General features: G+C 71.8%; 22 protein-coding genes. 12 read left to right on the top strand and 10 right to left on the bottom strand.

Annotation, left to right across the window (positions count from 1 at the left end; genetic code table 11):
* Nucleotides 1-103: 103 nt before the first annotated feature.
* Complete coding sequence (locus ACZ6JY_RS39640) at nucleotides 104-775, bottom strand: response regulator (RefSeq protein WP_469204302.1); 672 nt, start codon at nucleotides 773-775, stop codon at nucleotides 104-106.
* Nucleotides 776-798: 23 nt separating this feature from the next.
* Between ACZ6JY_RS39640 and ACZ6JY_RS39645 the strand changes: the two genes are divergently transcribed.
* From ACZ6JY_RS39645 to ACZ6JY_RS39675, 7 genes are all read left to right on the top strand, one after another.
* Nucleotides 799-3,072 carry a sensor histidine kinase gene (locus tag ACZ6JY_RS39645; RefSeq protein WP_469204304.1) on the top strand — a complete coding sequence of 758 codons (2,274 nt, stop codon included), beginning with the start codon at nucleotides 799-801 and terminating at the stop codon, nucleotides 3,070-3,072.
* A 54-nt stretch (nucleotides 3,073-3,126) separates the two neighbouring features.
* Complete coding sequence (locus ACZ6JY_RS39650; protein ID WP_469204306.1) at nucleotides 3,127-3,387, top strand: mersacidin/lichenicidin family type 2 lantibiotic; 261 nt, start codon at nucleotides 3,127-3,129, stop codon at nucleotides 3,385-3,387.
* A gap of 51 nt (nucleotides 3,388-3,438) precedes the next feature.
* A complete protein-coding gene (locus ACZ6JY_RS39655) occupies nucleotides 3,439-3,702 on the top strand; it encodes a mersacidin/lichenicidin family type 2 lantibiotic (protein ID WP_469204308.1) in 264 nt (87 codons plus the stop codon).
* 68 nt (nucleotides 3,703-3,770) lie between these two features.
* Complete coding sequence (locus tag ACZ6JY_RS39660) at nucleotides 3,771-7,040, top strand: type 2 lanthipeptide synthetase LanM family protein (RefSeq protein WP_469204310.1); 3,270 nt, start codon at nucleotides 3,771-3,773, stop codon at nucleotides 7,038-7,040.
* 2 nt (nucleotides 7,041-7,042) lie between these two features.
* Complete coding sequence (locus ACZ6JY_RS39665) at nucleotides 7,043-7,591, top strand: hypothetical protein (RefSeq protein WP_469204312.1); 549 nt, start codon at nucleotides 7,043-7,045, stop codon at nucleotides 7,589-7,591.
* A 53-nt stretch (nucleotides 7,592-7,644) separates the two neighbouring features.
* Nucleotides 7,645-9,789 (top strand): peptidase domain-containing ABC transporter, encoded by a 2,145-nt coding sequence (locus tag ACZ6JY_RS39670; RefSeq protein ID WP_469204313.1) that lies wholly within the window; start codon nucleotides 7,645-7,647, stop codon nucleotides 9,787-9,789.
* A gap of 48 nt (nucleotides 9,790-9,837) precedes the next feature.
* Nucleotides 9,838-12,117 carry an NACHT domain-containing protein gene (locus ACZ6JY_RS39675; RefSeq protein ID WP_469204315.1) on the top strand — a complete coding sequence of 760 codons (2,280 nt, stop codon included), beginning with the start codon at nucleotides 9,838-9,840 and terminating at the stop codon, nucleotides 12,115-12,117.
* A 12-nt stretch (nucleotides 12,118-12,129) separates the two neighbouring features.
* Here ACZ6JY_RS39675 and ACZ6JY_RS39680 read toward each other — a convergent pair whose 3' ends face one another.
* Nucleotides 12,130-12,738, bottom strand: a complete 609-nt coding sequence (locus ACZ6JY_RS39680) for a helix-turn-helix domain-containing protein (RefSeq protein ID WP_469204317.1) — start codon at nucleotides 12,736-12,738, stop codon at nucleotides 12,130-12,132.
* 152 nt (nucleotides 12,739-12,890) lie between these two features.
* Between ACZ6JY_RS39680 and ACZ6JY_RS39685 the strand changes: the two genes are divergently transcribed.
* Together ACZ6JY_RS39685 and ACZ6JY_RS39690 are read left to right on the top strand one after the other, a co-directional pair.
* Entirely contained in the window at nucleotides 12,891-13,604 is a 714-nt protein-coding gene (locus ACZ6JY_RS39685; protein ID WP_469204319.1) for an SAM-dependent methyltransferase, read from the top strand.
* On the top strand, nucleotides 13,601-14,047 hold the full coding sequence (locus tag ACZ6JY_RS39690) for a DinB family protein (protein ID WP_469204321.1): 447 nt from the start codon (nucleotides 13,601-13,603) through the stop codon (nucleotides 14,045-14,047). The genes ACZ6JY_RS39685 and ACZ6JY_RS39690 overlap by 4 nt, the downstream gene beginning before the upstream one ends.
* Nucleotides 14,048-14,099: 52 nt before the next feature.
* Here ACZ6JY_RS39690 and ACZ6JY_RS39695 read toward each other — a convergent pair whose 3' ends face one another.
* Together ACZ6JY_RS39695 and ACZ6JY_RS39700 are read right to left on the bottom strand one after the other, a co-directional pair.
* Complete coding sequence (locus tag ACZ6JY_RS39695; protein ID WP_469204323.1) at nucleotides 14,100-14,834, bottom strand: ABC transporter permease; 735 nt, start codon at nucleotides 14,832-14,834, stop codon at nucleotides 14,100-14,102.
* Nucleotides 14,835-14,875: 41 nt separating this feature from the next.
* Nucleotides 14,876-15,760, bottom strand: coding sequence for an ABC transporter ATP-binding protein (locus tag ACZ6JY_RS39700; protein WP_469204325.1), 885 nt, complete (start codon nucleotides 15,758-15,760; stop codon nucleotides 14,876-14,878).
* Nucleotides 15,761-16,003: 243 nt separating this feature from the next.
* Here ACZ6JY_RS39700 and ACZ6JY_RS39705 point away from each other — a divergent pair, with 243 nt between their 5' ends.
* Nucleotides 16,004-17,134 (top strand): sensor histidine kinase, encoded by a 1,131-nt coding sequence (locus ACZ6JY_RS39705; RefSeq protein WP_469204327.1) that lies wholly within the window; start codon nucleotides 16,004-16,006, stop codon nucleotides 17,132-17,134.
* The gene (locus ACZ6JY_RS39710) at nucleotides 17,131-17,733 is read left to right on the top strand and encodes a response regulator transcription factor (protein WP_469204329.1); all 603 of its coding nucleotides are present in this window, start codon (nucleotides 17,131-17,133) and stop codon (nucleotides 17,731-17,733) included. Before ACZ6JY_RS39705 ends, ACZ6JY_RS39710 begins: the two co-directional genes overlap by 4 nt.
* A 21-nt stretch (nucleotides 17,734-17,754) precedes the next feature.
* Here the strand turns inward: ACZ6JY_RS39710 and ACZ6JY_RS39715 are convergent, their stop codons facing one another.
* From ACZ6JY_RS39715 to ACZ6JY_RS39735, 5 genes are all read right to left on the bottom strand, one after another.
* Complete coding sequence (locus ACZ6JY_RS39715; protein ID WP_469204331.1) at nucleotides 17,755-18,882, bottom strand: LLM class flavin-dependent oxidoreductase; 1,128 nt, start codon at nucleotides 18,880-18,882, stop codon at nucleotides 17,755-17,757.
* 82 nt (nucleotides 18,883-18,964) lie between these two features.
* Nucleotides 18,965-19,534 carry an NADPH-dependent FMN reductase gene (gene ssuE, locus ACZ6JY_RS39720; RefSeq protein WP_469204333.1) on the bottom strand — a complete coding sequence of 190 codons (570 nt, stop codon included), beginning with the start codon at nucleotides 19,532-19,534 and terminating at the stop codon, nucleotides 18,965-18,967.
* Nucleotides 19,535-19,609: 75 nt separating this feature from the next.
* Complete coding sequence (locus tag ACZ6JY_RS39725; RefSeq protein ID WP_469204335.1) at nucleotides 19,610-20,380, bottom strand: amino acid ABC transporter ATP-binding protein; 771 nt, start codon at nucleotides 20,378-20,380, stop codon at nucleotides 19,610-19,612.
* Complete coding sequence (locus ACZ6JY_RS39730; RefSeq protein WP_469204337.1) at nucleotides 20,373-21,371, bottom strand: ABC transporter substrate-binding protein; 999 nt, start codon at nucleotides 21,369-21,371, stop codon at nucleotides 20,373-20,375. Before ACZ6JY_RS39730 ends, ACZ6JY_RS39725 begins: the two co-directional genes overlap by 8 nt.
* Complete coding sequence (locus tag ACZ6JY_RS39735) at nucleotides 21,368-22,552, bottom strand: LLM class flavin-dependent oxidoreductase (RefSeq protein WP_469204339.1); 1,185 nt, start codon at nucleotides 22,550-22,552, stop codon at nucleotides 21,368-21,370. Before ACZ6JY_RS39735 ends, ACZ6JY_RS39730 begins: the two co-directional genes overlap by 4 nt.
* A gap of 754 nt (nucleotides 22,553-23,306) precedes the next feature.
* On the opposite strand from ACZ6JY_RS39735, the gene ACZ6JY_RS39740 reads away from it, so the two are divergent.
* Nucleotides 23,307-24,347, top strand: a complete 1,041-nt coding sequence (locus ACZ6JY_RS39740) for an amino acid ABC transporter permease (protein WP_469204341.1) — start codon at nucleotides 23,307-23,309, stop codon at nucleotides 24,345-24,347.
* Here the strand turns inward: ACZ6JY_RS39740 and ACZ6JY_RS39745 are convergent.
* Nucleotides 24,235-25,314, bottom strand: a complete 1,080-nt coding sequence (locus ACZ6JY_RS39745) for a hypothetical protein (RefSeq protein WP_469204343.1) — start codon at nucleotides 25,312-25,314, stop codon at nucleotides 24,235-24,237. The genes ACZ6JY_RS39740 and ACZ6JY_RS39745 overlap by 113 nt on opposite strands.
* Between the last annotated feature and the right edge of the window lie 30 nt (nucleotides 25,315-25,344).

Here is a 25,344-nt window from a genome sequence, read left to right on the forward strand (position 1 = left end):
TTATCTACGTTGGGGGTGGGGGTGGAGAAGAGCTTGTTCGGCGAGGAGGATCCGACCTCGCTCCCCCCCCCCCCCCCCCCCGCTCCAAGGGGGGCCGCCCCGTTCAGGTGCGGCCCAGCCCCGCGTCACGGGCCTGGGAGACCGCTGCCGCCCGGTGGGCCACCTGGAGCTTCGCGAAGATGCGGCTCACGTGGTTGCGCACCGTCTTGTCCGAGAGCACCAGCTCGCGCGCGATGCGCCGGTTGTCCAGGCCGCGCGCGACCAGGTCCAGGACTTCGCGCTCACGCTCGGTCAGGTCCGGGAAGGGCCGGGCCGCGGCCGGCCCCCGCTCGCCGGCGAGCAGCGCCGCGATGCGGCCCGCGATCTCGGGGCCGAAGACCGCACCGCCCAGGGCGACCGTACGTACGGCGTTGAGCACGGCTTCGCGCCCGGCGCCCTTGACGAGGTAGCCGCGGGCTCCGGCGCGCAGCGCGGCGAGGAGGCTGGCGTCGTCCTGGGACATCGTCAACATCAGGACGGGCAGCAGAGGGTGGCTTGTGGCCAGGGATCTCGCGGCGGCGGGCCCCGATACGCCCGGCAGGGCCAGGTCCATGACCACCACGTCGGGCAGTGAGCGACTGACCAGTGTTTCCAGGCCCTCAGCGGTGCCCGCCTCGGCGACCACCTCGATGTCGGCCGCGCTGTCCAGCGCCGCGCGCAGCCCGGAGCGGAAGAGGGGGTGGTCGTCCACTACCACCACACGGACCGGCGTACCACCTTCGCTGCTGTGGGTCACGGCCGCATGCTACTTGTAGTGCCGTGACCACGAAGAGTGAACATGCTGCGGTTCTCCCGTTCGGGGTACGGAGCACCGCGCGTGAACGCGAGTGGTCCGCGGGGGCCTTCGTCGTCCTGCTGTGTGTCCTGGCGGTGCTGGGGTGGGGCGCCCTGTGCACACGCCGTCCGCCCCAGGGCGGCTGGACCCTCGACATGGGCTCGGACCTCTCGGCGGCGCTCGTCGGGCTCCCCTGTGCGGTGCTCGGCTTCCTCGTACTGGTGCGGACCTCCGACCGCACCACGGGCTGGCTGCTGCTGGTCACCGGTTCGGGGCTGACCCTGCCGCTGTTCACCGGCCAACTGATGCTGCTGGGTGATCCGGGGCCGCGCCTGGTCCTGTGGGCGCACCTGTTCGCCCAACTCTGCTCCCTGGCGGACGGCTACGCGATGGTCATGCTGCCGCTCACCTTCCCGGCCGAGCGGCGGGCGGGGCCTTTCGTGCGCTGCTACGCGGGCACCCTCCTGGTGGTGTGCGTCGTGCTCGTGCTGGTCGCCGCAGCGGTCGAGGCCCCGCCGGGCGGCGGTCCGCACCCGCTGCGGGGAACCCTGTGGCGTGATGCCGCGCTGTCGGTCCTCGGGCCCTGCGTCACCGCCAACCTCTGGCTCATCCTCGTCTGCGCGGTCATCAACGTGACCATCGTCGTCAGCCGCTGGCGCCGGGCCGACCGCTCCGCGCGCCGCGAGGCGGTCGCCTTCGCCGCCGCCTACTTTCCCTGGACCTACGGCGACCTCGCCGAGGAGATCCCGGGCATGCCCGCGTGGTCGGTGTACGCGGCGTTCGCCACCGGAGCCGCCGGGTGGTACGCGGCCGTCGCCTACGTCATCGGCAGGGGCGCCATATGGCAACTGGACCGCACCGGGCGCCGGTTGCTCATCACGGCCGTGGTCGTCACCGCCGTCGTCTTCGCCTACACCACCGCCGCCGTCGCGGTCTCGACCGTGCTTCCCGACGCCGACAGCGCCGGAGCCCTCGCGGTCGCCGTCGTCGCCGTGGTGATCGGTTCGGGCCTTCGGCCCCTCACCGGGTGGGCGAGCCGCCGCGTCGACCACCTCTTCAACGGCCTGCGCTCCCGGCCCCAGGACGCGGTACGGGGCCTCGCGCAACGCCTGCGCGAGGCGCCGGAACCCGAGGATGTGCCGGCGGTGCTGTGCCGGTCCGCCACCGAGGACCTCCGCTTCCCCGCCGCCCTGGTGGCCGTGGGCACCCGCTCAGGCCCGCACACCCTGGCCACCGCGGGCGGGCAGTGGGACGCCCGCGAGGCGTACGAGTTCCCGCTGCACCACCGCGGGCAGGTGATCGGCACCCTGCGCGTGGCGCCCCGGCCCGGCGAGGCGTCCCTGCCCGACCGGGACGCCGAACTGCTGCAACTGCTCAGCGACCAGGCCGCGCCCGCCCTGGCCGCGCTGCAACTCCTGGAGGACGTGCGCGCGGCGCGGCAGCAGGTGGTCATGGCGCGCGAGGAGGAACGGCGCAGGCTGCGCAGGGAGTTGCACGACGGGCTCGGTCCGCTCCTTGCCGCGGCCCGGCTGCACCTGGACACCACGCTGGCCGTCGGCACGGCCACGGCCACCGCGGGGGACGGCCACGCCGCCGTTCCCCGCCCCGCCTGCCCTTCCTGCCCGCCGCCGGCGGCACCCCGTACCGGACCGGACGTCACCGTACTGCTGCTGCCCGCTGTCGCCGCCGTCACGGAGGCCGCCGCCGAGGCCCGCCGGATCGCGGACGGGCTCGGCCCCGCCGTACTGAGCGAACGCGGCCTCGCCTTCGCGCTGCGGGACCTCGGGCACCGGCTCGCGGGCCCCGGCATGGCGGTCAGCGTCCACCTGGAGCCGGCCTCGCTGCCGCCGCTGCCCGCCGCGGTGGAGCGCGCCGTCTACCGCATCGCGGCCGAGGCCCTCGCCAACGCCGTGCGGCACGCGGGGGCCGCCCGGTGCGAGGTCAGGGTCGCCGTGAGCCGGTCCAGCACGCTGCTCACCGTCAGCGACAACGGCTCGGGGCTGCCCGCGCGGTTGCGCCCGGGAGGCGTCGGGCTCGGCTCCATGGCGGAGCGGGCGCGCGAGGTGGGCGGCTCCTTCGAGGTGGTCAGCGATGCCCGCGGCACGAGCGTACGGGCGCTGCTGCCGACCGCGGGCGACACGTCCGCCGCTGCCCCGCCGGCGGAAGGGACACGGACGGGACACGGAGAGGACCAGGGACCCATCCGCTCGGGACACCGGGCGGCCGAAGCTGAGCGGGAGCACCGGAGCAGTGCGTAGCCGGCCCCGAACGGGTCCGCCGCCGCGGTGCCGCACGAGAGCGAGGGACATCGCATGGACATCGCAAGGGCGTGGCGAGACACCGAGTACCGCGCGTCACTCACCGCCGCGCAGCGGGCCGAACTCCCCGCCCACCCCGCGGGAGCCGTCGAACTGGACGACGAGGAGCTGGCGGGCCTCGCGGGAGGCACCGGGGTCGTCTGCGGCGCCGTCACCGTCTCCGTCTGCATCTCCGGCATGGTGGGCTGCCTCACCATCAACAACTCCCTGTGCAACGGCACATGCGCCTTCAACACCTCCGGGTGCTGTGGCTGACGTCTCCCGGGCACACCCGCCCAACCGTCTCCTGACGAGAGGAACCATCTGATGGACATCGTGCGGTCCTGGAAGGATCCGGAGTACCGGTCCTCGCTCTCGGACGACGAACTGCGCGTGCTGCCGGACCATCCGTGCGGCCCGGTCGAACTCACCGACGAGGCGCTGGCCGGCGTACTCGGTGCCAGGACCGAGCCGCTGAACAGCGCCGGCTGCTGCGCGGGCACCAGTTCCAACACCAACTGCGGCGGCCACGCCACCTGCTGCAAGGTGACCGACCGCTGCTACACGTGCGGCGGAGCCGCCTGCCACTAGCGGTGCCGGGGGGCGTGGCCCCCCGGCACACACCTGGCCCGACACGACCGAAGAAACGGGGACATCACATGACCAGTGACAGCGCGCTCCGACCGCACTTCCCCACCGGCCTCGACACGGCCGCGTGGCATCTCGCCTCCTCCCTCGCCGAACGCGCCGAACGCACCGACCTCGGCCGTCCCGCCACGTCCGTGGACGCCGAACGCGGCCGACGGCGCCTTCAGTCGTGGAAGGAGGAGAAGTACTACACCTTCACGCCCGAACAGCTGGACAGGTGGCTGGGCTCGCTCGGCCTCGACGAGTCCGAGCTGGTCGGCCTTTTCGGCGAGACGCGGGAGTCGCTCGCCGCCCGCTTCACCCGCACCCCGGAGTACGTACGGACCATCGAGCGCGCCTGGGCCGTCGGGCACTCCGCGGGCCACCCGGGCGGACACGGCTTCCTCACGCTGGTCGCACCGCTCATCGACGACGGCCGGCGGCGGATCAGGGACGCCCTGACGGAGCTCCTCGCGGAGCACCCGACCGCGCACGTCACCTACGAGAAGCTCGCCGAGCAGCTGTGTCTGCCGCCCGCCATGCTGCCCGGAGTGCTCAGCCGCACCCTCGTCCTCGAACTGAACGTCCTGCGGGTCCAGGGCGGCCTCGACGGCGCGACCCCCGAGGACCGCTTCCAGCACTTCCTGCGCAAGCTCGCGGACCCCGGGTACGCCCTCGGCCTGCTGAGCGACTACCCGGTCCTCGCCCGTGACCTCGTACGCGTCGTGGACAACTGGGTGCGCAACAGGGTCGAGTTCGCCGGACACCTCCTCACCGACCTGCCCGATCTGCTCACGTGCCTCGGCTCTCCCGACACCCTTGGCGCCGTGACCGAGGTCGTCTTCAACGCGGGAGACTCCCACCGAGGCGGCCGTTCCGTGGGGATCGTGCACTTCGCGGACGGCCGGAAAGTGGTCTACAAGCCCCGCTCCCTGGCCGTCGACGTCCACTTCCAGGAGCTGCTGCGCCGGCTCAACGGCCTCGGGGTGCGGCCGGAACTCCGTACGCTGTGGGTCCTGGACCGCACCGGCCACGGCTGGACGGAGTTCGCCGCCACCAGTGGCTGCGCCGACCGCGACGGCGTCGCCCGGTTCTACCGGCGCCAGGGCGCCCACCTCGCGCTGCTGCACTGCCTGGCCGCGACCGACTTCCACTACGAGAACCTGATCGCCTCGGGCGAGCATCCCATGCTGGTCGACCTGGAGGCGCTGTTCCACCCGCGGACGAGCGAGCAGAAGATGCCGCCGCACATGCCGCCGCACGCCCTGCGGGTGATGGCCGAATCAGTGCTCTCCGTCGGCCTGCTGCCCACCCCGGTCATCTCCTTCGAGGACGAGACGGCGGACAGTCTCGACCTCAGCGGGCTCGGCGACCCCGCCGGTCAGCTCACCTCGGCCCCGGTGCCCACCTGGGACGAACAGGGCACCGACCACATGCATCTCGTACGGCGCCGGGTGGAGATGCACGGCGGGCAGAACCTCCCCTCGCTCACCCAGGACACCGTCACCGTCCTCGACTTCCAGGACGAACTGGTCGCCGGGTTCCAGCAGACCTACCGCCTGCTGCTCGCCCACCGCGAAACGCTCCTCGCGCCGGGCGGACCCATCGACGCCTTCGCGGCCGACAGCGTGCGCGTGGTCCTGCGCTCCACCCAGACCTACGCCCGCATCCTCCAGGAGGGCCACCACCCCGACCTCCTGCGCGACGGGCTCGACCGGGACCGCTTCTTCAGCCTGCTGTGGGGCGAGGACCACAGTCCCGTGCGCAACGCGGCCGTCGCGACGGCCGAGCTCGACCAGATCAGCGCCGGTGACATCCCCATCTTCACGACGGCGGCCGACTCACTCGACCTCGTGTCGGGCGACGGGACGGTCATTCCCGCCGCGCTCGACGAGAGCGGAATGGACCGTGCCCGCAGGCGCGTCCGGGCCATGTCCGAGGAGAACCTCGTCCAGCAGACCTGGTTCCTGGAGGCCTCGCTCACCGCACTGACCATGGGCGACGACACGAGCGAGACCAACGCCGGCCCGCCGGGCCACGGCCTGGCCCTGGCGAGCGCCCCGGCCACCGAGGACGCGCTCCTCGCAGCCGCACGCCGCACCGGCGACCGGCTCATCGAACTCGCGGTGACCGACGAGGACAAGATCTGCTGGCTGGGTCTGGCCCTGGTGGGCGAGAAGGTCTGGCACGTCGGCCCGGCCTCCATGGACCTCTACAACGGCATCGCCGGCATCTCCCTGTTCCTCGCGCACCTGGGCGAGCAGACCGGCGAGGCCGCCTACCGGAAGGCGGCGGAGGCCGGGGCCGGGGCGTTGGTCGGTCAGCTCGAACGGCTCGGCGACATGGACGAGAAGGCCGTGCGGCTGCTCGGCATGGGCGCCTGCGCCGAACTGGGCGGCTCCCTGTACACGCTGAGCCACCTCGGCGCCCTGTGGAACCGCCCGGACCTGCTCGACGGTGCGGCCCTGGCCATCGCGCCGCTGCGCACCCTCACCCCCGACGACCGCGCCCTGGACGTCGTGGCGGGCTCGGCAGGTGCCATTCTCGCCGGGCTCGCCCTGCACTCCGTACGCCCGGACGAGAGGACACTCGAAGCCGTCACCTTCATGGCGGACCACCTGGCGGAGAGCGCCGACACCTCGGGGACCGGCGCCGCGTGGCACTGCTCGATCAACCCCTCGGCGCCGCTGACCGGGTTCTCCCACGGGGCGTCGGGCATCGCCGTCGCGCTCGCGCGCGTCGACGCCGTCACGGGGCGGGGCGCGTACACGGATCTGGTCCGGGAAGCTCTCCGGTTCGAGCGGGCCTCCTACGACCCGGCCGCCGGCCACTGGCCCGACCTCCGGGACACCGTGCCGTCCGGCTCCGCCATGACCGCGTGGTGCCACGGCGCACCGGGCATCGGCGCGGCCCGCGCCGCTCTCCTGCCCCACCTGCCCGACGACGGGCCGCTGCGCGAGGACCTGGCGACAGCGGTCCGTGCGACCCTCGACGGCGGCTTCCGCGGCGAACACATCACCGGCCAGGGCAACCACAGCCTCTGCCACGGCGATCTGGGGAATCTGGAGGCCCTTCAGCTCGCCGCGCGGGCGTCCGACGACGGCGGACTCGCCGCGCACGTCGGCCGGCTCACGGCGACCGTGCTGGCCGGCATCGAGCGGCGCGGGCCGGTGTGCGGGGTGCCGCGGGGAGTGGAGACGCCGGGTCTGATGGCAGGCCTGGCCGGTATCGGATACGGCCTGCTGCGCCTGGCCCGCCCGGACGCCGTGCCCTCGGTCCTGCTGTTCGAGGGCCCGAAGTGAACGTGACCCCGACCGCCCCGGGCGGCCCCCGCTTCCGGGCCGAGGCCCTCGCCGCCTACAGCGGTGCCTCGCCCCGCCCGCCCGCGGAGAGCCCGCCGCCGGTGCCGCGCCGCCCCGTGGCCCTGTTCGCCGTCCTCGCGGCACTCATGGCCTGGGCGGTGTGCGCGCCCACGATCCCCCGGTACGTGGACGGAACGGTCGTGGCCGGCGAGGGGGCGACGCTGTACTGCCTGCTGCCGGCCGGCACTCCGGCGGGGCAACTGCGCGGCCCCGCGCGGATCATCGACCGCTACCGGACCAGCGAGACCCTGCCGGTCGGCGCCGCGGAGCGGCTCGGGACCGAGCGGGAACTCGCCGAGCGTGGGCTGCCCGCCGATGTCCCGCTGCCGGTGGTGGCCGTCCGCCTGAAACGCGCTTCGGGCACGGTCACGGCTGCGGCGGCTTCGGCGACTTCCGTGGCCTCCGCGGCCGAGCGCACCGCGCCGCGCCGCGTGGCGATCGAGATGTCCCGGCGGTCACTGCTCGACGTACTGCTGATGCGGGGGCGGTGATGGCGGTGCGCCGATCTCCGCGCCGTGACCCCGGATCGCGGCGCCCGCCTCGCGTGCCCGTGCTGCTCCAGATGGGCCTCGCCGAGTGCGGGGCCGCCTGCCTCGCCATGATCCTCAGCGCGTACGGGCGCCACACCCGCGTCGCCGAGTGCCGCGAGCTGCTGCACATCGGCCGTGACGGTGCCGACGCCCTGCAACTGGCGCGGCTCGCCCGGCACCTCGGGATGCGGGTCCGCGCCCTCAGCGTCGGTCTCGAAGGGCTCACCCAGGTGCGCGGGCCCTCCCTCATCCACTGGAACTTCAACCACTACCTGGTGCTCGAGAGCTGGGACGGCCACCGGGCCACGGTGGTCGATCCGGCCTCGGGCCGCAGAGTCATCTCGTACGACGCGTTCTCCGACGGGTTCACCGGCGTCGTCCTGGAGTTCACTCCGGGGCCGGACTTCCGGCCCCGCAGGTCCACCCGCCGGGCCGAGTCGCTGCGCTTCGTACGTGGCCTGCTCTCGGTCTCCCGCGGCATGGTGGCCGCCATCCTGCTCGCCTCGCTGCTCCTTCAGCTCATGCTCCTGATCCCCTCGGCCCTGACCAAGGTGGTGATGGACGAGGTCCTGGGGTACGGCCGGGCCGACCTCCTGGCCGCGCTCGTCATCGGGGGCCTGCTGCTGCTCCTGACGCACGCGGCCACCACGTACACACGCGGAATCCTGCTCAACTTCTTCGAGACGCGCATGGACGGCAGCCTCATGCGGCGCTTCCTCAGCCACCTGCTCGACCTGCCCTACCGCTACTTCGTGCTGCGCGGCAGCGGTGACCTCCTGATGCGCCTGTCGAGCAACGCGCTCATCCGCGAGGTCATCACGGGCCAGACGGTGTCGTTCGTGCTCGACGGCTCATTCGTGATCGTCTACATCACCGTGTTCATGGTCGTCCAACCGCTCTACGGCTGGCTGGCGCTGGGCCTGGGCACGGCCCAACTCCTCATCATGCTGGCCAACTTCCGCGCCCTGCGCCTCATGGCACAGCAGGACGTCGGCGCCCAGGCCGAGGCGCAGAGCTGCGCCGTCGAGATGCTGACCGGCATCGAGACGGTCAAGGCCATGGGCGTGGAGGAGCACGCCTATCGACGCTGGTCCGACCTGTTCGAGAAACAGCTCCAGGCGTCCTTCCGGCGCCGCCGCCTGGACTCCCTCCTGGAGACCGCCCTGGGCACGTTCCGCGTCGGCACACCGCTGCTCCTGCTGTACGTGGGGGCGCGCGAGGTGATGGCGGGCCGGATGTCGCTGGGCACGATGATGGCGATGAACGCCCTGACCTACTCCCTGCTCAATCCGATGGCCACGCTCCTCGGCGCCGCCCGCCAACTCCAGTCCGTCGGCGTCAACATCGACCGTCTCCGGGACGTCCTGGACGAGGAGGTGGAACAGGACAGGGAGACCGCCGAGCCGCCGGGCCGTCTCACCGGAGCGGTGGAGCTGTCGGGCGTGGGCCTGCGCTACGGAGGAGAGGGCCCGTGGGCGCTGCGCGACGTGAGCCTGCGCGTGCCGGCCGGTGCGAAGGTGGCGCTGGTGGGCCGCACAGGATCGGGCAAGTCCACGCTGGCCAGGCTGCTCTTGGGCCTGCACGTCCCGACCGAGGGGGAGGTCCGCTTCGACGGCCGGCCGCTGACCGGTATCGACCACCGCCGGCTGCGCGGGCAGTGCGGTGTCGTCACCCAGGAGCCGTCCCTGTTCGCCTGTTCGGTACGCGAGAACATCGCCTTCGGTCACGAGACGGCGTCCCTCGACGACATCGTCGCGGCGGCGCGGCACGCCCAGATGTACGACGAGATCACGGCCATGCCCATGGGCTTCGAAACCGTCCTCACGGAAGGCGGCGGCGGTCTCTCCGGCGGGCAGCGCCAACGCCTCGCCCTGGCCCGCGCCCTCGTCCGCGACCCGGCCCTGCTCGTCCTCGACGAGGCCACGAGCCATCTCGACGCGGTGACCGAGCAACGCGTCGACGAGGTCCTCTCGGAGCTCTCCTGCACACGGATCGTCATCGCCCACCGGCTCAGCACGGTCATCAACGCGGACCTCATCGTCGTACTCGACGACGGCATGGTGGTGGAGACGGGGCAGCACGAGGAACTGCTGGGTCAGGGCGGCTTCTACGCGGGTCTGGTGCGGGGGCAGTTGCACGCCGGGGGGCTCGTGACATGACCGATTGGAGGGGGCCGGTGATCGGCAGCCCTGGGGCATGATGGGTCCATGAGGCGTTGGGGGCGCGCCGGGCGGGTCCCGGCCGCGGTGTTCAGTGGCGTGGTGTGCGCGGGCGGGCTGTGGTGGGCCTGGCGTGCGCAGAATCAGTCGGACGATCCAGGCGACGTCGCCGGGGTGTGGTCCTTCGGTTTCACTGTTGTGGGCACGGTCGTGGCGATATGGGGTCTATGGACAACGGCGCGCGGGTTACGGGCCCAGCGCACGGCGCCGGTGATCGCGGAGGAACTGACACGGTCGGTGGTGCGGGGCGAGGGGGCGCAGTACCGGCAGATGCTGGGCAGCGGACTCGCGGCCCCCGACGGGCGGATCGACCTCGCGTTCACGGCGACGGCCACCGGCGTGAGCGGCACGCGCCCGGACGGGACCCTGGAAGAGATCAGCACCTACTACCGGGCCCTGCGGCCGGGGCGCATGGTCATCACCGGCACACCCGCGGTGCGGGCGGACGGGCGGACCGGCGGCGACGCGGGAACGGGCAAGACCGTCCTGGCCGTGGCCCTGATCCTGGGGCTCGCGAAGACCCGCTCCCCGCAGGAGCCGGTGCCGGTCCGCCTGATCGCGGCGTCCTGGCCCGGCACCGGCATCCGTGACTGGCTTCGCACCCATCTCACCGACACCTACCGCCTCAGGCCCCGCGACGCGCGCCGGCTCGTCGACGCCAATCTCGTCCTGCCGGTCGTGGACGGACTGGACGAGATGGACGCCGATGCCGCCCCCGGATACACCTCACGGGCGGCCCAGCTTCTCCGCGCCATCGAGAACTTCGAGGACGGCGGTACGCACTGCCCGGTCGTTCTCACCTGCCGCCATGCCCACTACCAGGCCTTGGTCGACGCGGAGAGCGAACCCCGCGTCGTGGCACGTCTCGTCCTCGCGCGAGTGGACGCGGCCCGCGCGGCCGACTACCTCCGGCAGCGCGTCGCCGTCACCGACCGGGCCCGTCTCCGCTGGCAACCGGTCCTCCATGCTCTCGACTCCGTGGCAGCCGCAGGAACCAACGACGTGCCGCCGGTCCACGCGGCCCTTGCCCGCACGTTGGACACGCCCTGGCGCCTCACCCTGGCCGCCACCGTCTTCGAGGAGCGCACTCCTGACGGTCGGTACCTGCGGGACCCCGCCGACATGCTCTCCCTCGCCGCGGGTGGTCACTTCTACGAATATCTCCTGGACCGCTACGTAGGGGCCGCGGTGGCCGCCCGGCACCCGGCCGCGGCCGATACCCCGAGAGCGCCGGGCACGTCCGTCGCCGGGAACCGGCACCAGCTGGAGGCCGACACCACGTGGCGCCACCTCTCCGTCCTCGCCCGCTACCTCAACACGAACGCGGGCACCGAGGGTGGCTCGCCACGCGTGGTCGCGGGCCGCACGCTCAGCAGCACCGATCTGGTTCTCCACGAACTGTGGCCCCTGGCAGGACCGCACCGGGCACGCTGGGTCGAACGCGCCCTGGTCACGCCGCTCGCCCTGGCCCTGCCGATCACGCTGGAGCTCCTCTTCGCCTTTGACTCCATCGTGCTGACAGGCATGTGCGTGCTCCTGTTCCTCGCCCTCGTGGTGATCTACCGTCCGGTATGGCCGGAACCGCACCGGGTCGACTTCGGCCGTCTGCGGACCCGGGCGGGACGACGCACCCTCGCGCTCGGTGTCGCCATCGGTTTCCTGATCGGCCTGCTGGTCAGCGTCGTGATCGTTCTCCTGTTGCTGAATCTGCGTTCCTTCTCGGAGCACGCCCAGAACACCGTTATGTTCACGGGTGTGTTCGCGGTGGGGATCGGCCTCACGCTCGGGCTCATGATCAGGACAGAGGACTCCGGGGTCGAGCCGCGTGATCTGGTCCGCGGTGACCTGGGAGCCGGGTGTGTGTCCGTGCTGGTGTCGGTGGTCATCTGCGGATTCGTGTCCATGCCCGTGTACGGGCTCGGCTTCAGGCTCGGCTACGACTTCCTGCAAGAACACGGGCTCGGGGATGACGCGCCCGGGTTCCAGATCGCCTTCACACTCGCGTGGGCGCTCATGATCGGGCTCATGTTCGGCCTCCCGGTCGGTCTTCTCGCGTTCGGGCTACCGGCCATGGGCGGCTCTGCGGCGCTCCGGCATTTCGCGTTCCTGCTGTGCACGCGGGGGCGCCTGCCATGGCGGCTGGGCCGTTTCCTCGGGGCCTGTTACGAGGTCGGCATTCTGCGTGTGGCGGGCACCGCGTGGCAGTTCCGCCATCGTGAACTCCAGGACCATCTCGGAGCCCGGCCCGCCCCTCCACACCGCCCCTGAAACCTCGCCCGGTCACGAGCGGAGGCGCTCCCCCGCGGCCCGCCCGCCCTTGGCCGGCTCCAGATGGGCGCGCTCCCCCTGAGGGCCGAAGAGGGCCAGCAGCTCGGCCGGCCGGCTGTCGGCGCTGCCGATCCAGTGCGGTACGCGGGTGTCGAACTCCGCGGCCTCACCGGGGCCGAGCCGGAACTCCTGCTCGCCGAGCACGAACCTGACCTCTCCTGCGAGGACGTAGAACCACTCGTAGCCCTCGTGGGTCTGCGGCTTCATCGTGGAGGCCCGACCGGCGGGCGGATGGACCACCTTGTAGGCCTGGATGCCACCGGCCCGCCTGGTCAGCGGCACCATCACCAGGCCGGATCGCCGCACCGGCCGCAGATGGATGCGCGGGTCGCCGGTGGCGGGCGCCGCGACGAGGTCGTCGAGCGGGACGCCGTGCGCCCGGGCCAGCGGCAGCAACTGCTCCAGCGTGGGACGGAGCTTGCCGTTCTCGAGGCGGGAAAGGGTGCTGGCGGTCAGGCCGGTTTCCTCCGCCAGCGCCGCCAGCGTGGCGCCGCACGCCTGGCGCAGGGCACGCAGACGGGCTCCGACTCCGGCCAGGACGTCTTCCGCAGGACTGTTCATGCCCCGATCATGCGGATCCGCAACTTTTCTTGCAAGGGGGAAACGGCGGGGCCGATGCTGGCAGCAGCTCACCGGGACCGAGGGTGCGGATCGAAGCACCGCCGAAGCACCTCGGGTACGCCTGCCCGCCCGCCGACCAAGGAGCAATCCGCATGGACGCCATCCACCGCCCGAAGTCAACTGCCGCCGACGACGCCACCGCTGACGACGCCACGGACGACCAGGGCGCGGCTGGCGAAGCCGCCGAGGCCTTCTGGGAGCGCCACTACCGCACCCAGCGCCCCGGGGCCCCGCGGGTCAACCCTCTCCTGGCCGAAACCGCCGCGTCACTCGACCCCGGCACCGCCCTTGACCTGGGCTGCGGCCCCGGCGGCGACACCCTCTGGCTGGCCCGGCACGGCTGGCGGGTCACCGCCGTGGACATCTCCGCCACCGCCGTCGAACGCGTACGGGACCGCGCCCGCGACCTCGGCGTCGCCGACCGGGTCTCCGCCGAGCAGCACGACCTGGCCAGCAGTTTCCCGGCCGGCCGGTTCGACCTCGTCTCGGCGCAGTACTTCCACACCCCGTTCGCGCTGACCCGCGGCCGGGTCCTGCGCACCGCCGCGAGGGCCCTGCGCCCCGGCGGTCACCTGCTGATCGTCGACCACGGCTCCACCGCGCCCTGGTCATGGAACCAGGACCCCGACATCCACTACCCGACCCCGGTGGAGGTCGCCGCCGAGCTGGATCTCGACCCCACGCGCTGGTCCGTCGTACGCGCCGACATGCCCCAGCGCCAGGCCACCGGGCCGGCGGGCGAGACCGCCACCGTCACCGACAACGTCCTGCTGATCACGATGACCGCGGGTCGGAGCAGCTCATGAGCGACGAGAGAGCCACGCTGCTGGGCATCCTCGACTCCCTGCGGAACTCGATCGCCGAGAAAGCCGCGGGCGCGCCGGAGCCGCAGGTCCGTACGGCCGGAGTGCCCTCGGGCACCAGCCTCCTCGGCCTGCTCAGGCACCTGGCGTACGTCGAGCGGTTCTACTTCCTCGGCGAGGACGTCGCCGACTGGCGTACGACGATGCGGCCGTCCCCGGAGGACACGGTCGGCAGCGTGCTCGCCGACTACCGGGAGACCGTCCGGCGGGCCAACCAGGTCATCGGCGCCTGCCCGGACCTGGCCCTTCCCGCCCCGCGGCCCCCGCGCCGTGGGCAGGCACCGGCGATGCGGTGGGTGCTGGCGCACATGATCGAGGAGACGGCCCGGCACGCCGGTCACGCCGACATCCTGCGCGAACAGATCGACGGATCGACCGGCCGCTGAGCGGCACGGAGCGACGTCACCGGGGGCCCGCGCCGCCGGGCTCGACCGCCCGTCATCGGCGCGGTTCCCAGCGGAACATGCGCGAGGCCAGCGCGACGGCCACGACGACCCAGCCGAGCGTCGGCAGCAGGAGCGGCAGGGACTCCGAGACGGGGACGCCGCCGTTCCAGGCGTTGACGACCAGTTCGGTGGCCGAGCCACCGGGGAGCAGCCGCTTGAGCAGGGTCAGCTCCTCCGTTCCGGAGAGCCCGACCCAACTGGCCACCGCGAGCGCGCCGAGGCTGATCGGCAGCGTGGTGACCTGGGCGTGCTCGGGAGAGTTCGTCAGGCCCGCCGTGGCCAGCCCGAGCCCCAGCATCATGACCACCGTCGCGAGGACGGCCGCCACGAGGAGGGGCACGTTGGCGGGTTCGCCGGCCACCGCGGCCAGTACGGCGAGGATCGCCGTCACCTGCACGAGCGCGAGCACGGTGACCGGCAGCATCAGCCCGGCCAGGATGCTCGCGTCGCCCGCGGGAGTGGAGCGCAGCCGCTTGAGGAAGAGGTTCTGCCTGCGCGAGGCCAGCGTCGTCACGGTCGTGGTGTAGAGCCCGAAGGCGGTCACGGTGAACATCACCACCGCCGCGATGTAGCCGAGGCTGCCGAGGTCGGCGAAGACGTCGTGCTTGTAGACGAAGTACGTGCTGACCGCCACCGGCATCAGGAGACTGGTGAGCAGGACGAGCCGGTTCCGGAAGATCTGGATCAGCTCGCTGAGAGCGATGGAGAGCATCGTGAGGTCCTTCATGGTGGGGGCGTGCGGAGTACGGGTTCCGGGAGCCGGTCGGGTCAGGCGTCGCCGATCGCGCGGAAGACGTCGTCGAGCCGTGTCGGTCCGGCCTGGAGTTCCAGCAGCTCGACCCCGTTGGCGTGCGCCCAGCCGAGCAGGGTGTGGAGCTCCTTCTGGAGGGTGAAGGTCTCGATGAGGAAGCCGCCGTCCGGCCGGCGCACCGCCCCCGGCGGCAGTGCCGGGGCGTTCGCGGGGAGCGAGAAGCGGATGGCGGCCGGGAGGGTTCGCGTCAGCTCCGCGATGGTTCCTTCCTGGTGGAAGGCGCCCGTGTGCATGAGCCCGACGCGGTCGGCGCGCTGCTGGGCCTCTTCCAGGTAGTGCGTGGTGAGCAGGATCGTGGAGCCGTCTTCGCGCAGCCTGTCCACGGCGTCCCACAGGGCGTCGCGCGACTGGATGTCCAGCCCCGTGGTGGGCTCGTCCAGGAAGATCAGCTCAGGGTTCCCGTACACGGCGGTGGCGAAGTCCAGGCGCCGCTTCTCGCCGCCGGAGAGCTGGGAGACCTTGGTGCCCGCCTTGTGCGTGAGGTCGACGACGCCGAGCACGCGTTCGGTCCGGTCCGTACGCCGGGAGAGCCCGCCGATCAGCCGGACCGATTCCCGCACCGTGAGGTCCGGGGAGAATCCGCTCTCCTGGAGCATGATGCCCATGCGGTGCCGCACGGCGCGCCGGTCGCGCGGGCTCTGCCCGAAGACCCGCACGGTGCCCGAGGTGGCCGTACGGTGGCCTTCGATGGTCTCCAGGGTCGATGTCTTGCCGGCTCCGTTCGTGCCGAGCAGCGCGTAGAGCTCGCCCTTCCTGACCTGGAAGGACAGGTCTTTGACGGCGTGGAAGTCGCCGTAGTTGAGGTTGAGGCGGTCAACGTCGATGACTGGTGTCGAGGTCATGCGTCGATTTCAGCCGCCGCCGCGCCGTCGTGGCAGTGCCCTGGTGTCAGTACTCGGCCATGACATTCCACGGGGAAACCCATGACGTGGTGTCACTGGTGTCACCGGCGGGGCGGGAAGAATACTTCCTCGCAGACACTGCTGTCCGATCCCGGAGATCCGCCCATGCCGATCAGTTCCCCCACTCCCTCGGCGGCGGTCTCCGCACCGGCGGCAGGCCCCCGTGATGGGGGGCCGGGTGGCATGTGGACGACGCAGAGGCAGTTGCGCACATGGCACCTCGCCACGATCCTCCCGCCGCTCGCGATCGTCGGGGCTGTCCTGGTGGCCGTCGATGCCAGGACGTGGTGGGAGGCGGTCGTCCTGGTTCTGGGCGTGCTGGCGGCGCTGGTGGTCGTCGAGCGGTGGACGGCGGGCGACACGTCCCGCGTCGCGCTCCCCTGCCTGGTCGTCGCGGCGGCCGTGTGGCCGTTCGGCGTACTGGTCGGCGACAGCCACACGGCGTTCTACGCCCTCTTGATCGTCGGCCCCTATCTCCTGTCCCAGCTGCCTGGGCATCGCGGCACCGGGGTGCCGGGGCACCGCGGCGCCGCGTCCCTGGCGCTCGGCGTGTACGTCGCCGCGGTGGGCGCGGCACGGCTGCTGGTGTCGCGGGACGACGTACTGGACGACCTGCTCCGGTACGTCCTCATCCCGGCCGGCACCACCGTGTTCGCGACCGCCCTCATGTTCGCCAACCAGCGGTTCTACGAGATCATCGAACAGTCACGGGAACGCGAGGCGGAGCTGGCCGTCGTGCGGGAGCGCGTGCGGTTCGCCGGCGATCTGCACGACATCCAGGGCCACACCCTGCATGTGGTGAAGCTCAAGGTCACGCTGGCCGAGAAGCTGCTGCGCACCGACATCGAGCGCGTCGAGGAGGAGCTGCGAGAGGTGCACGCACTGGTCAGCGACACCATCAGCCAGACCAAGGAGCTCGCCCACGCACAGCGGCGGCTCAACCTCTCCGTAGAGCTGGAGAACGCCAAGAACCTCTTCGAAGCCGCGGGCATCCGCGTGCGCGTCGACCGTGAGGCCGACATCGACGACCGGGGCAACGAACTGCTCGGCCAGGTCCTCCGCGAGACGACGACGAACATCCTGAGGCACGCCGAAGCCACGCGGGTACGGATCACTCTGTCCCGGACGGGCATCACCATCGTCAACGACGGAGCGGGCGAGGCCCCGTTGCCGGAACTCAGGGGGCTGGCCACCCTCAAGGAACGAGTGGGCGACAACGGAGGTGAGCTGACGGTGGAGCAGGAGGACGGACGCTTTCGCACGGCCGCGCGGCTCCCTCCGGCCCGTCCCGCCGGCCGGAAGGACGACCGATGACCACCGTCGTACTCGCCGACGACGAGGCCCTTCTCCGCAAGGCGCTGGCGGCGCTGCTGCCCCTGGAGGGTGACATCACCGTGCTCGCCGAAGCACATGACGGCGCGTCGGCCGTCCGGGCCACGCTGCGGCACCGGCCGGACGTACTCGTCATCGACCTGGAGATGCCCGGGGTGGACGGACTCGGCGCCGTCACGGAGATCCGCCGTGAGCTGCCGGACCAGGTGGTCCTCATGCTGACCCGCCACGCCAGGCCAGGAGTGCTCCGCAAGGCGCTGAGGCTCGGGGTGCAGGGGTTCGTCAGCAAGTCGGCGGAGCCCGCGCACATCACGACGGTCATCGGCACGCTGCACCGGGGCAAGCGCTGGATCGACCCGGACGTCTCGGCGCTCGCCGTGGTCGACGACTGCCCGCTCACCGACCGGGAGATCGACGTGCTGCGGGTGACCGGCGAGGGCTACTCCGTCGCCGACATCGCCACCCGCCTCAGCCTGGCGCAAGGCACCGTACGCAACTACCTCTCGAACGCCATGCAGAAGACACGCACGCGGACGCGGCACGAGGCGGCACGGTACGCGCGGGAGCACGACTGGCTGTAGCAGCGGGGCACACGCCCCTCCTCACCGGCGTTGCCACTCCTCCGCCAGGAGCCGGTAGGAGCGCACCCGGTCGGCGTGGGCGTGGGTGATGGTCGTGATGATCAGTTCGTCGGCGCCGGTGGCCTCCCGCAGTTGCTCCAGGTGGTCGGCGACACGGCCGGGTGAGCCGACGAACTGGGTGTCGACACGGTCGGCGACCAGCGCCCGGTCCGCCTCCGTCCACACGTGGGCGCGGGCCTGCTCCGGGGTCGGAAACGGGATGGCGCCCTCCGCGCTGCGGATGCTGCGGACCCAGGGGCCGTAGCCGGCGGCCAGTTCACGGGCCGTCTCGTCGTCCTCGGCCACAACGACGTCGGCGGAGACGCTGACGTAAGGCTCGTCGAGGTCGTCGGAGGGCTTGAACGCGGCGCGGTACCCCTCGGCCGCCTCCAGCACCGAAGCCGGACTGACGTGGTAGTTGGCGGTGAAGCGCAGGCCGTTGCGGCCCGCGACGTCGGCGCTCTGCCCGCCGCTGCTGCCGAGGATCCACACCTGTACATCGGCGCCCTCGCCGGGGACGGCGTGCGCCTCGATGCCGTCCGCGGAGCGGTAGTCGCCGCGGAGCAGCGCGAGGATGTCGTCGACCTGCTCGCCGTAGTCCTGGGCGTCGGCGCCCGGTTGCCGCAACAGCCGCTGCTGGAGCCGGAAGCGCGGTGATCCGATGAGGTGGGTGGGTGAGAAGCGTGGCGGGATGCGGAGGCCGTTCGGGGTGCGTCCGTCGACCACCGGGGTGGTGGTCGGCCGGGCTTCGGCTGCCGCTCCGGAGGGGCGGCCCCCGGAGCGTCCCAGGCCCAGGTCGAGCCGCCCGGGGTGCAGGGCGTCGATGAGCCCGAACTCCTCGACGGTGGACAGCGCCGTGCGGTGTCCGAGCTGCACGGCGCCGGAGCCGATGCGGATCGTGGAGGTCCCCGCGGCGGTCAGCGCCAGGACGACGGCGGGCGAGGACCCGGCCACCCCCGGGTTGAGGTGGTGCTCGGCGAACCAGTAGCGGCTGTAGCCGAACCGCTCGGTCTGCCGGGCGAGGTCGATGGTGTCGCGCAGCGCCTCGGCGGCGGTGGAACCGGACGGGACCGGGACGAGGTCGAGGACCCCGAGCGGGATGGCGGACATGATCGGGTGCTCCTCAGCGGTCAGCGGTCACTGGGTGTGGGTGTGGGGTCGGGTCTGGGCGGGGCGGCGGTCACGGGGACGATCACGCTGCCCTGGCTTCGGCGGTCACGGCGAGGAGAGCGGCGCCGCCCAGGGCCTCGGAGAAGTGGTCGACGGCCTGGGTGAGGGCCTCGGCCGTGCCGGGCGCGACGGTCAGGGCGCCGTCGTCGCCCAGCGTGATGTCCTTGTCGAGGGTGAACCAGCCCTGGACGATGTGCCCGGCGCCCATGGAGCTGAGCACCGGGCGCAGGGCGTAGTCGATGGCCAGGACGTGCGCCGTGGACCCGCCGGTCGCCAGGGGAAGCACCGTCTTGCCGAGCAGCCCGTACTGCGGCAACAGGTCGAGCAGGGCCTTCAGCACGCCCGAGTAGGCGGCCTTGTAGACGGGCGTGCCGATCACGACGCCGTCGGCACGGGCGAACAGGGCGGTCGCCTCGACGATCGCCGGGTGCTTGAAGTCGGCCCCGAGCAACGCTTCGGCGGGGATGGTGCGGACGTCCAGGGGGATCACCTCGTGACCGTGTGCGGTGAGCCGCGCGTCCAGGTGGCGCAGCAGCCGGGCGGTGCGTGAGGTGGCGGAGGGGCTTCCGGAGACGGACAGGACGGTGGCCATGGTGGACCCTTCGGGAGCGGATCGGCGGGGATGGCGAGGGGGGTGTCCCCGTGGGTCGGAGGACCTTGGACGTGGTCAGAGAACTTTGGAGAGGAAGGCGCGGGTGCGCTCGTGCCGGGGGGCGTCGAGTACGGCCGACGGGGGCCCCTGTTCCACGACGAGGCCGCCGTCCATGAAGACCACCGTGTCGGCGGCCTCGCGGGCGAAGCCGATCTCATGGGTGACGACGATCATCGTGGTGCCGGTGCGGGCCAAGTCCTTGATGACGTCGAGGACTTCACCGACCAGCTCCGGGTCGAGCGCGGAGGTGGGCTCGTCGAACAGCAGCACCTTCGGCTCCAGGGCGAGCGCGCGGGCGATGGCGACGCGCTGTTGCTGGCCGCCGGAGAGCTGCCGGGGATAGGCGTCGGTCTTGTCGGCGAGACCCACCCGCTCAAGGAGCCGCCGAGCGGTCCGCACGGCCTCCTCGCGCGGGCGGCGCAGCGCGGATACCGGTGCCTCGACGAGGTTCTCCAGGACGGTCAGATGCGGGAAGAGGTTGAAGCCCTGGAAGACGAACCCGATGTGGGTGCGCTGCCTCAGGACGTCCTTCTCCCGCAGCTCGTACAGCTTGCCGCCGGAGCGGCGGTAGCCGATGAGCTCACCGTCGATGCTGACCCAGCCGCGGTCCACCTTCTCCAGGTGGTTGATGGTGCGCAGCAGGGTGGACTTCCCCGAGCCTGAGGGACCGAGGACCACGGTGACCTCGCCGGCCCGTACCTGGAGGTCGACTCCGCGGAGCACCTCCAGCGGACCGAAGCTCTTGCGGACGCCGTGGACGTCCACCATCACCTGGCGCTCACTCATCGGGGGTGCTCGGCCGCTGCTCGGACGGGTTGATGCTCGACTTCTTGACGGCGGAGGCGGACGTGCCCCACTTCTTCAGGATCCGGCCGTACGTGCCGTCCTTGATCAGCTCGTCGACGGCGGCACGGAAGGCCTTGGTCAGCGGCGATCCCTTCTTGAAGGCGAAGCCGACGTCGAGACGGTGGTACTCGCCCAGGAAGGTGGTCCCCGATGCGGCCTGCGCAGCCTGGTGGCGCAGGCCGTTGATGGTCGACATGATCACGTCGATCCGGCCCTGCTGAAGGGCGGTGAGCGTCGCGGCGTTCTCCGAGTAGACCTTCACGTCGTACGGCTTCTTGCCTGCCTTCGCGCACACCCCCTTCCGCTGGGTGAGGGTGGCCTCGAATGTGGTGCCCGCCCCGGTGCCGATGGTCAGGCCGCACAGCTCGGTCAGGTCGGTCACCTTCTTCTTCAGCGTCGTGCTGCCCTTCTTCACCGCGAAGCCCTGGCCGTCGTTGATGTAGGTGACGAAGTCGACGGTCTTCAGGCGCTCGGCGGTGACCCCGAAGTTGCCCGTGCCGAAGTCGAACTTGCCGCTGCCGAGCGCCGGCAGGATCGACTCGAAGGAGGCGTCCTGCCGTGTCACCCGCACGCCGAGCACCTTGCCGACCGCCTCGGCGATGTCGATGTCCTGGCCGGCGGGCGCCTTGTCGGACCCGTTGGGGTAGTACGCCCCGGGCGGCGCCCCGATGGCGCTGCCGACCCGCAGCTTCCCCGACTTGCGTACGTCGGCGGGGAGCAGGGCGGCGGCGGAGTCCACCTTGCGCACGTCCGCCACCGGGTCGTCGCTCGGTGCGGGGGACGCCTGACCGGCGGGGGCGGCGCCGGGAGTCCCGCCCGAACCGCAGGCGGTCAGCGCCAGGAGGGGCAGCAGCGCGAGGGCGGCCGCGGCGCGGGCTCCGACCGGGCGGGGGCGCACTGGGCGGGGGCGCACTGGGCGGTGGCGCTTCATCCGTTCACCGCCGCGAGACCCTCCGTACCGGAAGCCCCCTGCTCGGCTTCACGCTCTGCCGAACGCCGTGCCTCGCGCTCGGCGTCACGCTTGGCGTCACGCTTGGCGACCTCCTCGCGGACGATCGGGATCACGTGGCGGCCGAAGTCGATGGCGTCGCCCAGGAGGTCGTAACCGCGTGCGGAGAGGATGTCGACGCCGAGGTCGTAGTAGTCGAGGAGCGCCTGCGCGACGGTCTCCGGGGTGCCGACCAGGGCGTTGGAGTTGCCCGCGCCCCCGGTGGCGGCGGCGGTCGGGGTCCACAGGGCCCGGTCGTAACGCTCCCCGGCATCGGCGATGGCGAGCAGTCGCTGCGAGCCGGTGTTCTGCGGCTGCGCCAGTCCGTTGTGGCGCTTGGTGACGGCGTCGCCCCGCTCCTTGCGGGCCTTGATCGCGCCGACCGTGCGGTGGGCCTTCTCCCAGGCCAGTTCCTCGGTCGGGGCGATGATGGGGCGGAACGCCACCTGGATGCGGGGCACGCTGGTGCGGCCCGCGGCCCGCGCGGCGGCCCGCACCTCGTGGATCTGCTCGGCGGTCTCCGCGAGGGGTTCGCCCCACAGGCAGTAGATGTCGGCCTCGGCGCCTCCCGCGGCGTACGCGGCCGGTGACGATCCGCCGAACGAGACGTCGGGGCGCGGCTGTTGGGCAGGGAAGACATCGCTGACGAAGTCGTGGAAGCGGTAGTGCTCGCCCTCGTGGTCGAAGGGCTCGTGCGTGGTCCAGATCTTCTTGACGAGGCCGATGTACTCGCGCGTGCGCGCATACCGTTCGTCCTTGGTCAGGGTGTCCCCCTCCCTGCCCTGCTCACGGTCGTTGCCGCCGGTGATGAAGTGCACCGTCAGGCGGCCCTCGCTGATCTGGTCGAGGGTGGCGAAGGTCTTCGCCGCGAAGGTCGGGTACGAGACGTTGGGCCGGTGGGCGAGCAGGATCTGTAGGCGTTCCAGCCGCGCGGCGACATAGGCGGCGGCCGGTGCGGGGTCGGGTGAGCCGGACCCGTACGCGAACAGCACCCGGTCCCAGCCGTGGTCCTCGTGTGCCCGGGCGAGCCGGAGCGTGTACTCCTTGTCGAAGGCCGCGCCGGAGCGCGGGGTGGTCTCGGAGCCGTTGTTGGTGGCGGCGATGCCGAGGAATTCCACTGGCATGGAATCAGACCTTTCTGAAGGGCTTGGATGTGGGCGGGCACAGCGGATAGGCCCTTGGCGCGGCCGAGGTGACGGCCTGTCAGGGCATGGGGAGGTGGCGGTGCGCGGAGGTGATGACGCCGGGGGGTGAGCCTCGGAGGGGGTCGAGGTGTCAGCCTCGGAGGAGGTGGGGCGACAGCAGTGACGGCAGCGGCGCGTCAGATCTCACGGAACGCGGAACCGTCCGTACGGGGATCGTCACGCGTACGTACGGGGGTGCCGCGAAGGGAGGAACTCGGCCCACGACGGGTACACCGAGGGAGGGAAGGGCCGGTCAGACGGCCCGCTGCCGCGTCAGGCGCAACACGCCGCGGACCACACCCGACCGAAGTCGATGTGGCCACGGGTGACCAGGCGCTGATCGGCATTCATGGGACCAATTGAGCAGCACTTTCCGCTCGGCGTCAACCATGGTTCGGATGCCGGAACGGTCCCAGCATGGTTGAGCCCTCGCGTAGTTGAGTCCCCGCATGGTTGAGCCCCCGCGTGGTTGACACATCGGCGCACCGGCCCCATACCATCGGGGCGGGACGGCTCCGCCTCGCGCGGCGGCGGCCGCTCCGGCCGCGTTGAGGGACGCGGTCAGCAGGATGACGCCGGGGCCTTCTGTTCCCGTATCTCCCGTCCCGTATCTCGCGCGCGGCCTCTTTGCGCGGCGCCGCGATCCATCGTGCCGCGGGCTCGCGCCCGCCTCCCTCTCCTGGAGAACCCCCTGATGGCGCTGCCGTCCGACACCACACTCGCCGGTCCCACGAAAGTCCCCGTCCAGGCACCGGCCGAAGACCCGGACGAAGACCTGCCGCGGATCGTTCCGCGCCGGCATCTGGGCCGCCGGCTGACCGCGGCCGCGGTGCTGCTCGTCTTCGCCATGGTGGTCAACTCCGTCGTACGCAACCGCGCCTTCCAGTGGGACGTGGTCGGCCGGTACCTCACCACCACCGCCGTGCTCGACGGGCTCCTGCTCACCCTGTGGCTGACCGGTGCGGTCATGGTGCTCGGCTTCCTGCTGGGCATTCCGCTGGCCGTGATGCGGCTGTCCGCCAACCCGGTTCTGCGTACGCTGAGTTGGGGCTACGTATGGGTCTTCCGCTCCACACCCTTGCTGGTGCAACTGCTGCTGTGGTTCAACATCGGCGCCCTGTACCCGACGCTCGGCATCGGCATCCCGTTCGGCCCTCGGTTCATCACCGTCGAGACGGTGAACCTGCTGGGTCCGGCGCTGACCGCCGTCATCGGCCTGACCCTGCACGAGGCCGCGTACGCCGCCGAGGTGGTCCGCGGCGGCATCCTCTCGGTGGACGCCGGCCAGACGGAGGCCGCCCAGGCACTCGGCATCGGCAGACGGCGCACCCTGCGCCGGATCGTCGTCCCGCAGGCCATGCGCTCCATCGTGCCGACCGCCGGGAACATGCTGATCGGCACCTTGAAGGGCACGAGCATCGTCAGCGTCCTCGCGGTGCACGACCTGCTGTACTCGGTGCAACTGGTCTACAACCAGACCTACCAGGTCATCCCGCTGCTGCTGGTCGCCACCCTCTGGTACATCGCCGTCACCACCGTACTCAGCGCGGGCCAGTTCTACGTCGAACGCCACTACGCCCGCGGCTCGGCGAGGGCACTGCCACCCACCCCGTGGCAGAAACTCAGCGGTCGGTCACCGAAGACCCCACCGTCGCGGCACCCTTCCCCGCCTCCTCCTCGCGGGCACGCAGATCCCCGTGCAGACGGGCGAACACCGCGCACACCAGCGGCATGACCACCGGGGGCAGCAGGAGCAGGGCCACGGCTGTGGGCAGGATCAGTACGAGTACGCCGGTGATCCATACGTTGTCGTCGCTGATCCAGAGCATGCCGAGCCCGGCGAAGTGGGCGAGGGGAGCGGCCGCGTAACGGGCCAGGCAGAAGACGAGCACGGCGGCCGCCGTCACGAGCGTGCCCATGCCGAGGGTGTGCCGGCGTGCGCGGCGGGTCAGCACCCAGGAGCGGCGCAACGCCGCGAACGGGGAGCGGTGTTCCAGGACCGTCTCGGCGGTGGCCAGCGACAGGCGGGAGTACAGCAGCGGGCCCAGACACCCCACGGCGATCGGCAGCACCCATCCCACCAACGTGTACTGCGGGGTCGCGGTTTCGTGCAGGGGCGTCGGCTCGACTCCCGGCACCTTGTGCCTGTCTACGAGGTCCCACAGCATCAGGCCCGCCAGCCCTATGGCTCCCACGGCCAGGCCGGTCAGCGCGTTGACCGCGAGGGCCGCGGGAAGGCGGTGGCGGGTGCGCCGCCACAACTCGCGGACGGTGAGCGGTCCGCCGTCGCGCGTGGCATGGGAGTCGCCGACCGCGTACGCGGTGTGCAGGACGGAGACGACGAGGAGTGCCAGTACGAGCAGCAGGACCATCACCACCATGCCGACCTTGACCAACTCGTGCAGGTCTTCGGAGTAGGCGACGTAGGAGTCCTCGTTGGCGATGTTGGTGTCCGCGTACTCCCGGACCGCCTCGAAGGTGTCCCATGCCGCCGCGAATCCGCCGGCCAAGGTCGCGCAGCCGAGCACGGCCGTCACGGCGGACACGCGGAGGGTGAAGCCGTACAGCGCGCGGCGATGCCTTCTGACGACGCCGAACGCCGCGCCCACGCTGTGGCCGGGCTGCGCGGCGGGCTGCGCGGTGGGGTTGCCGCCCCTGCCGTCGGCTCCCCGCTCCTCCGACTGGTTTCCGTCGTACGCCATTCGCTGACCTGACCTCCGTGCGGTTCCGTG

The organism is Streptomyces sp. NPDC046335 (genome assembly GCF_055587985.1).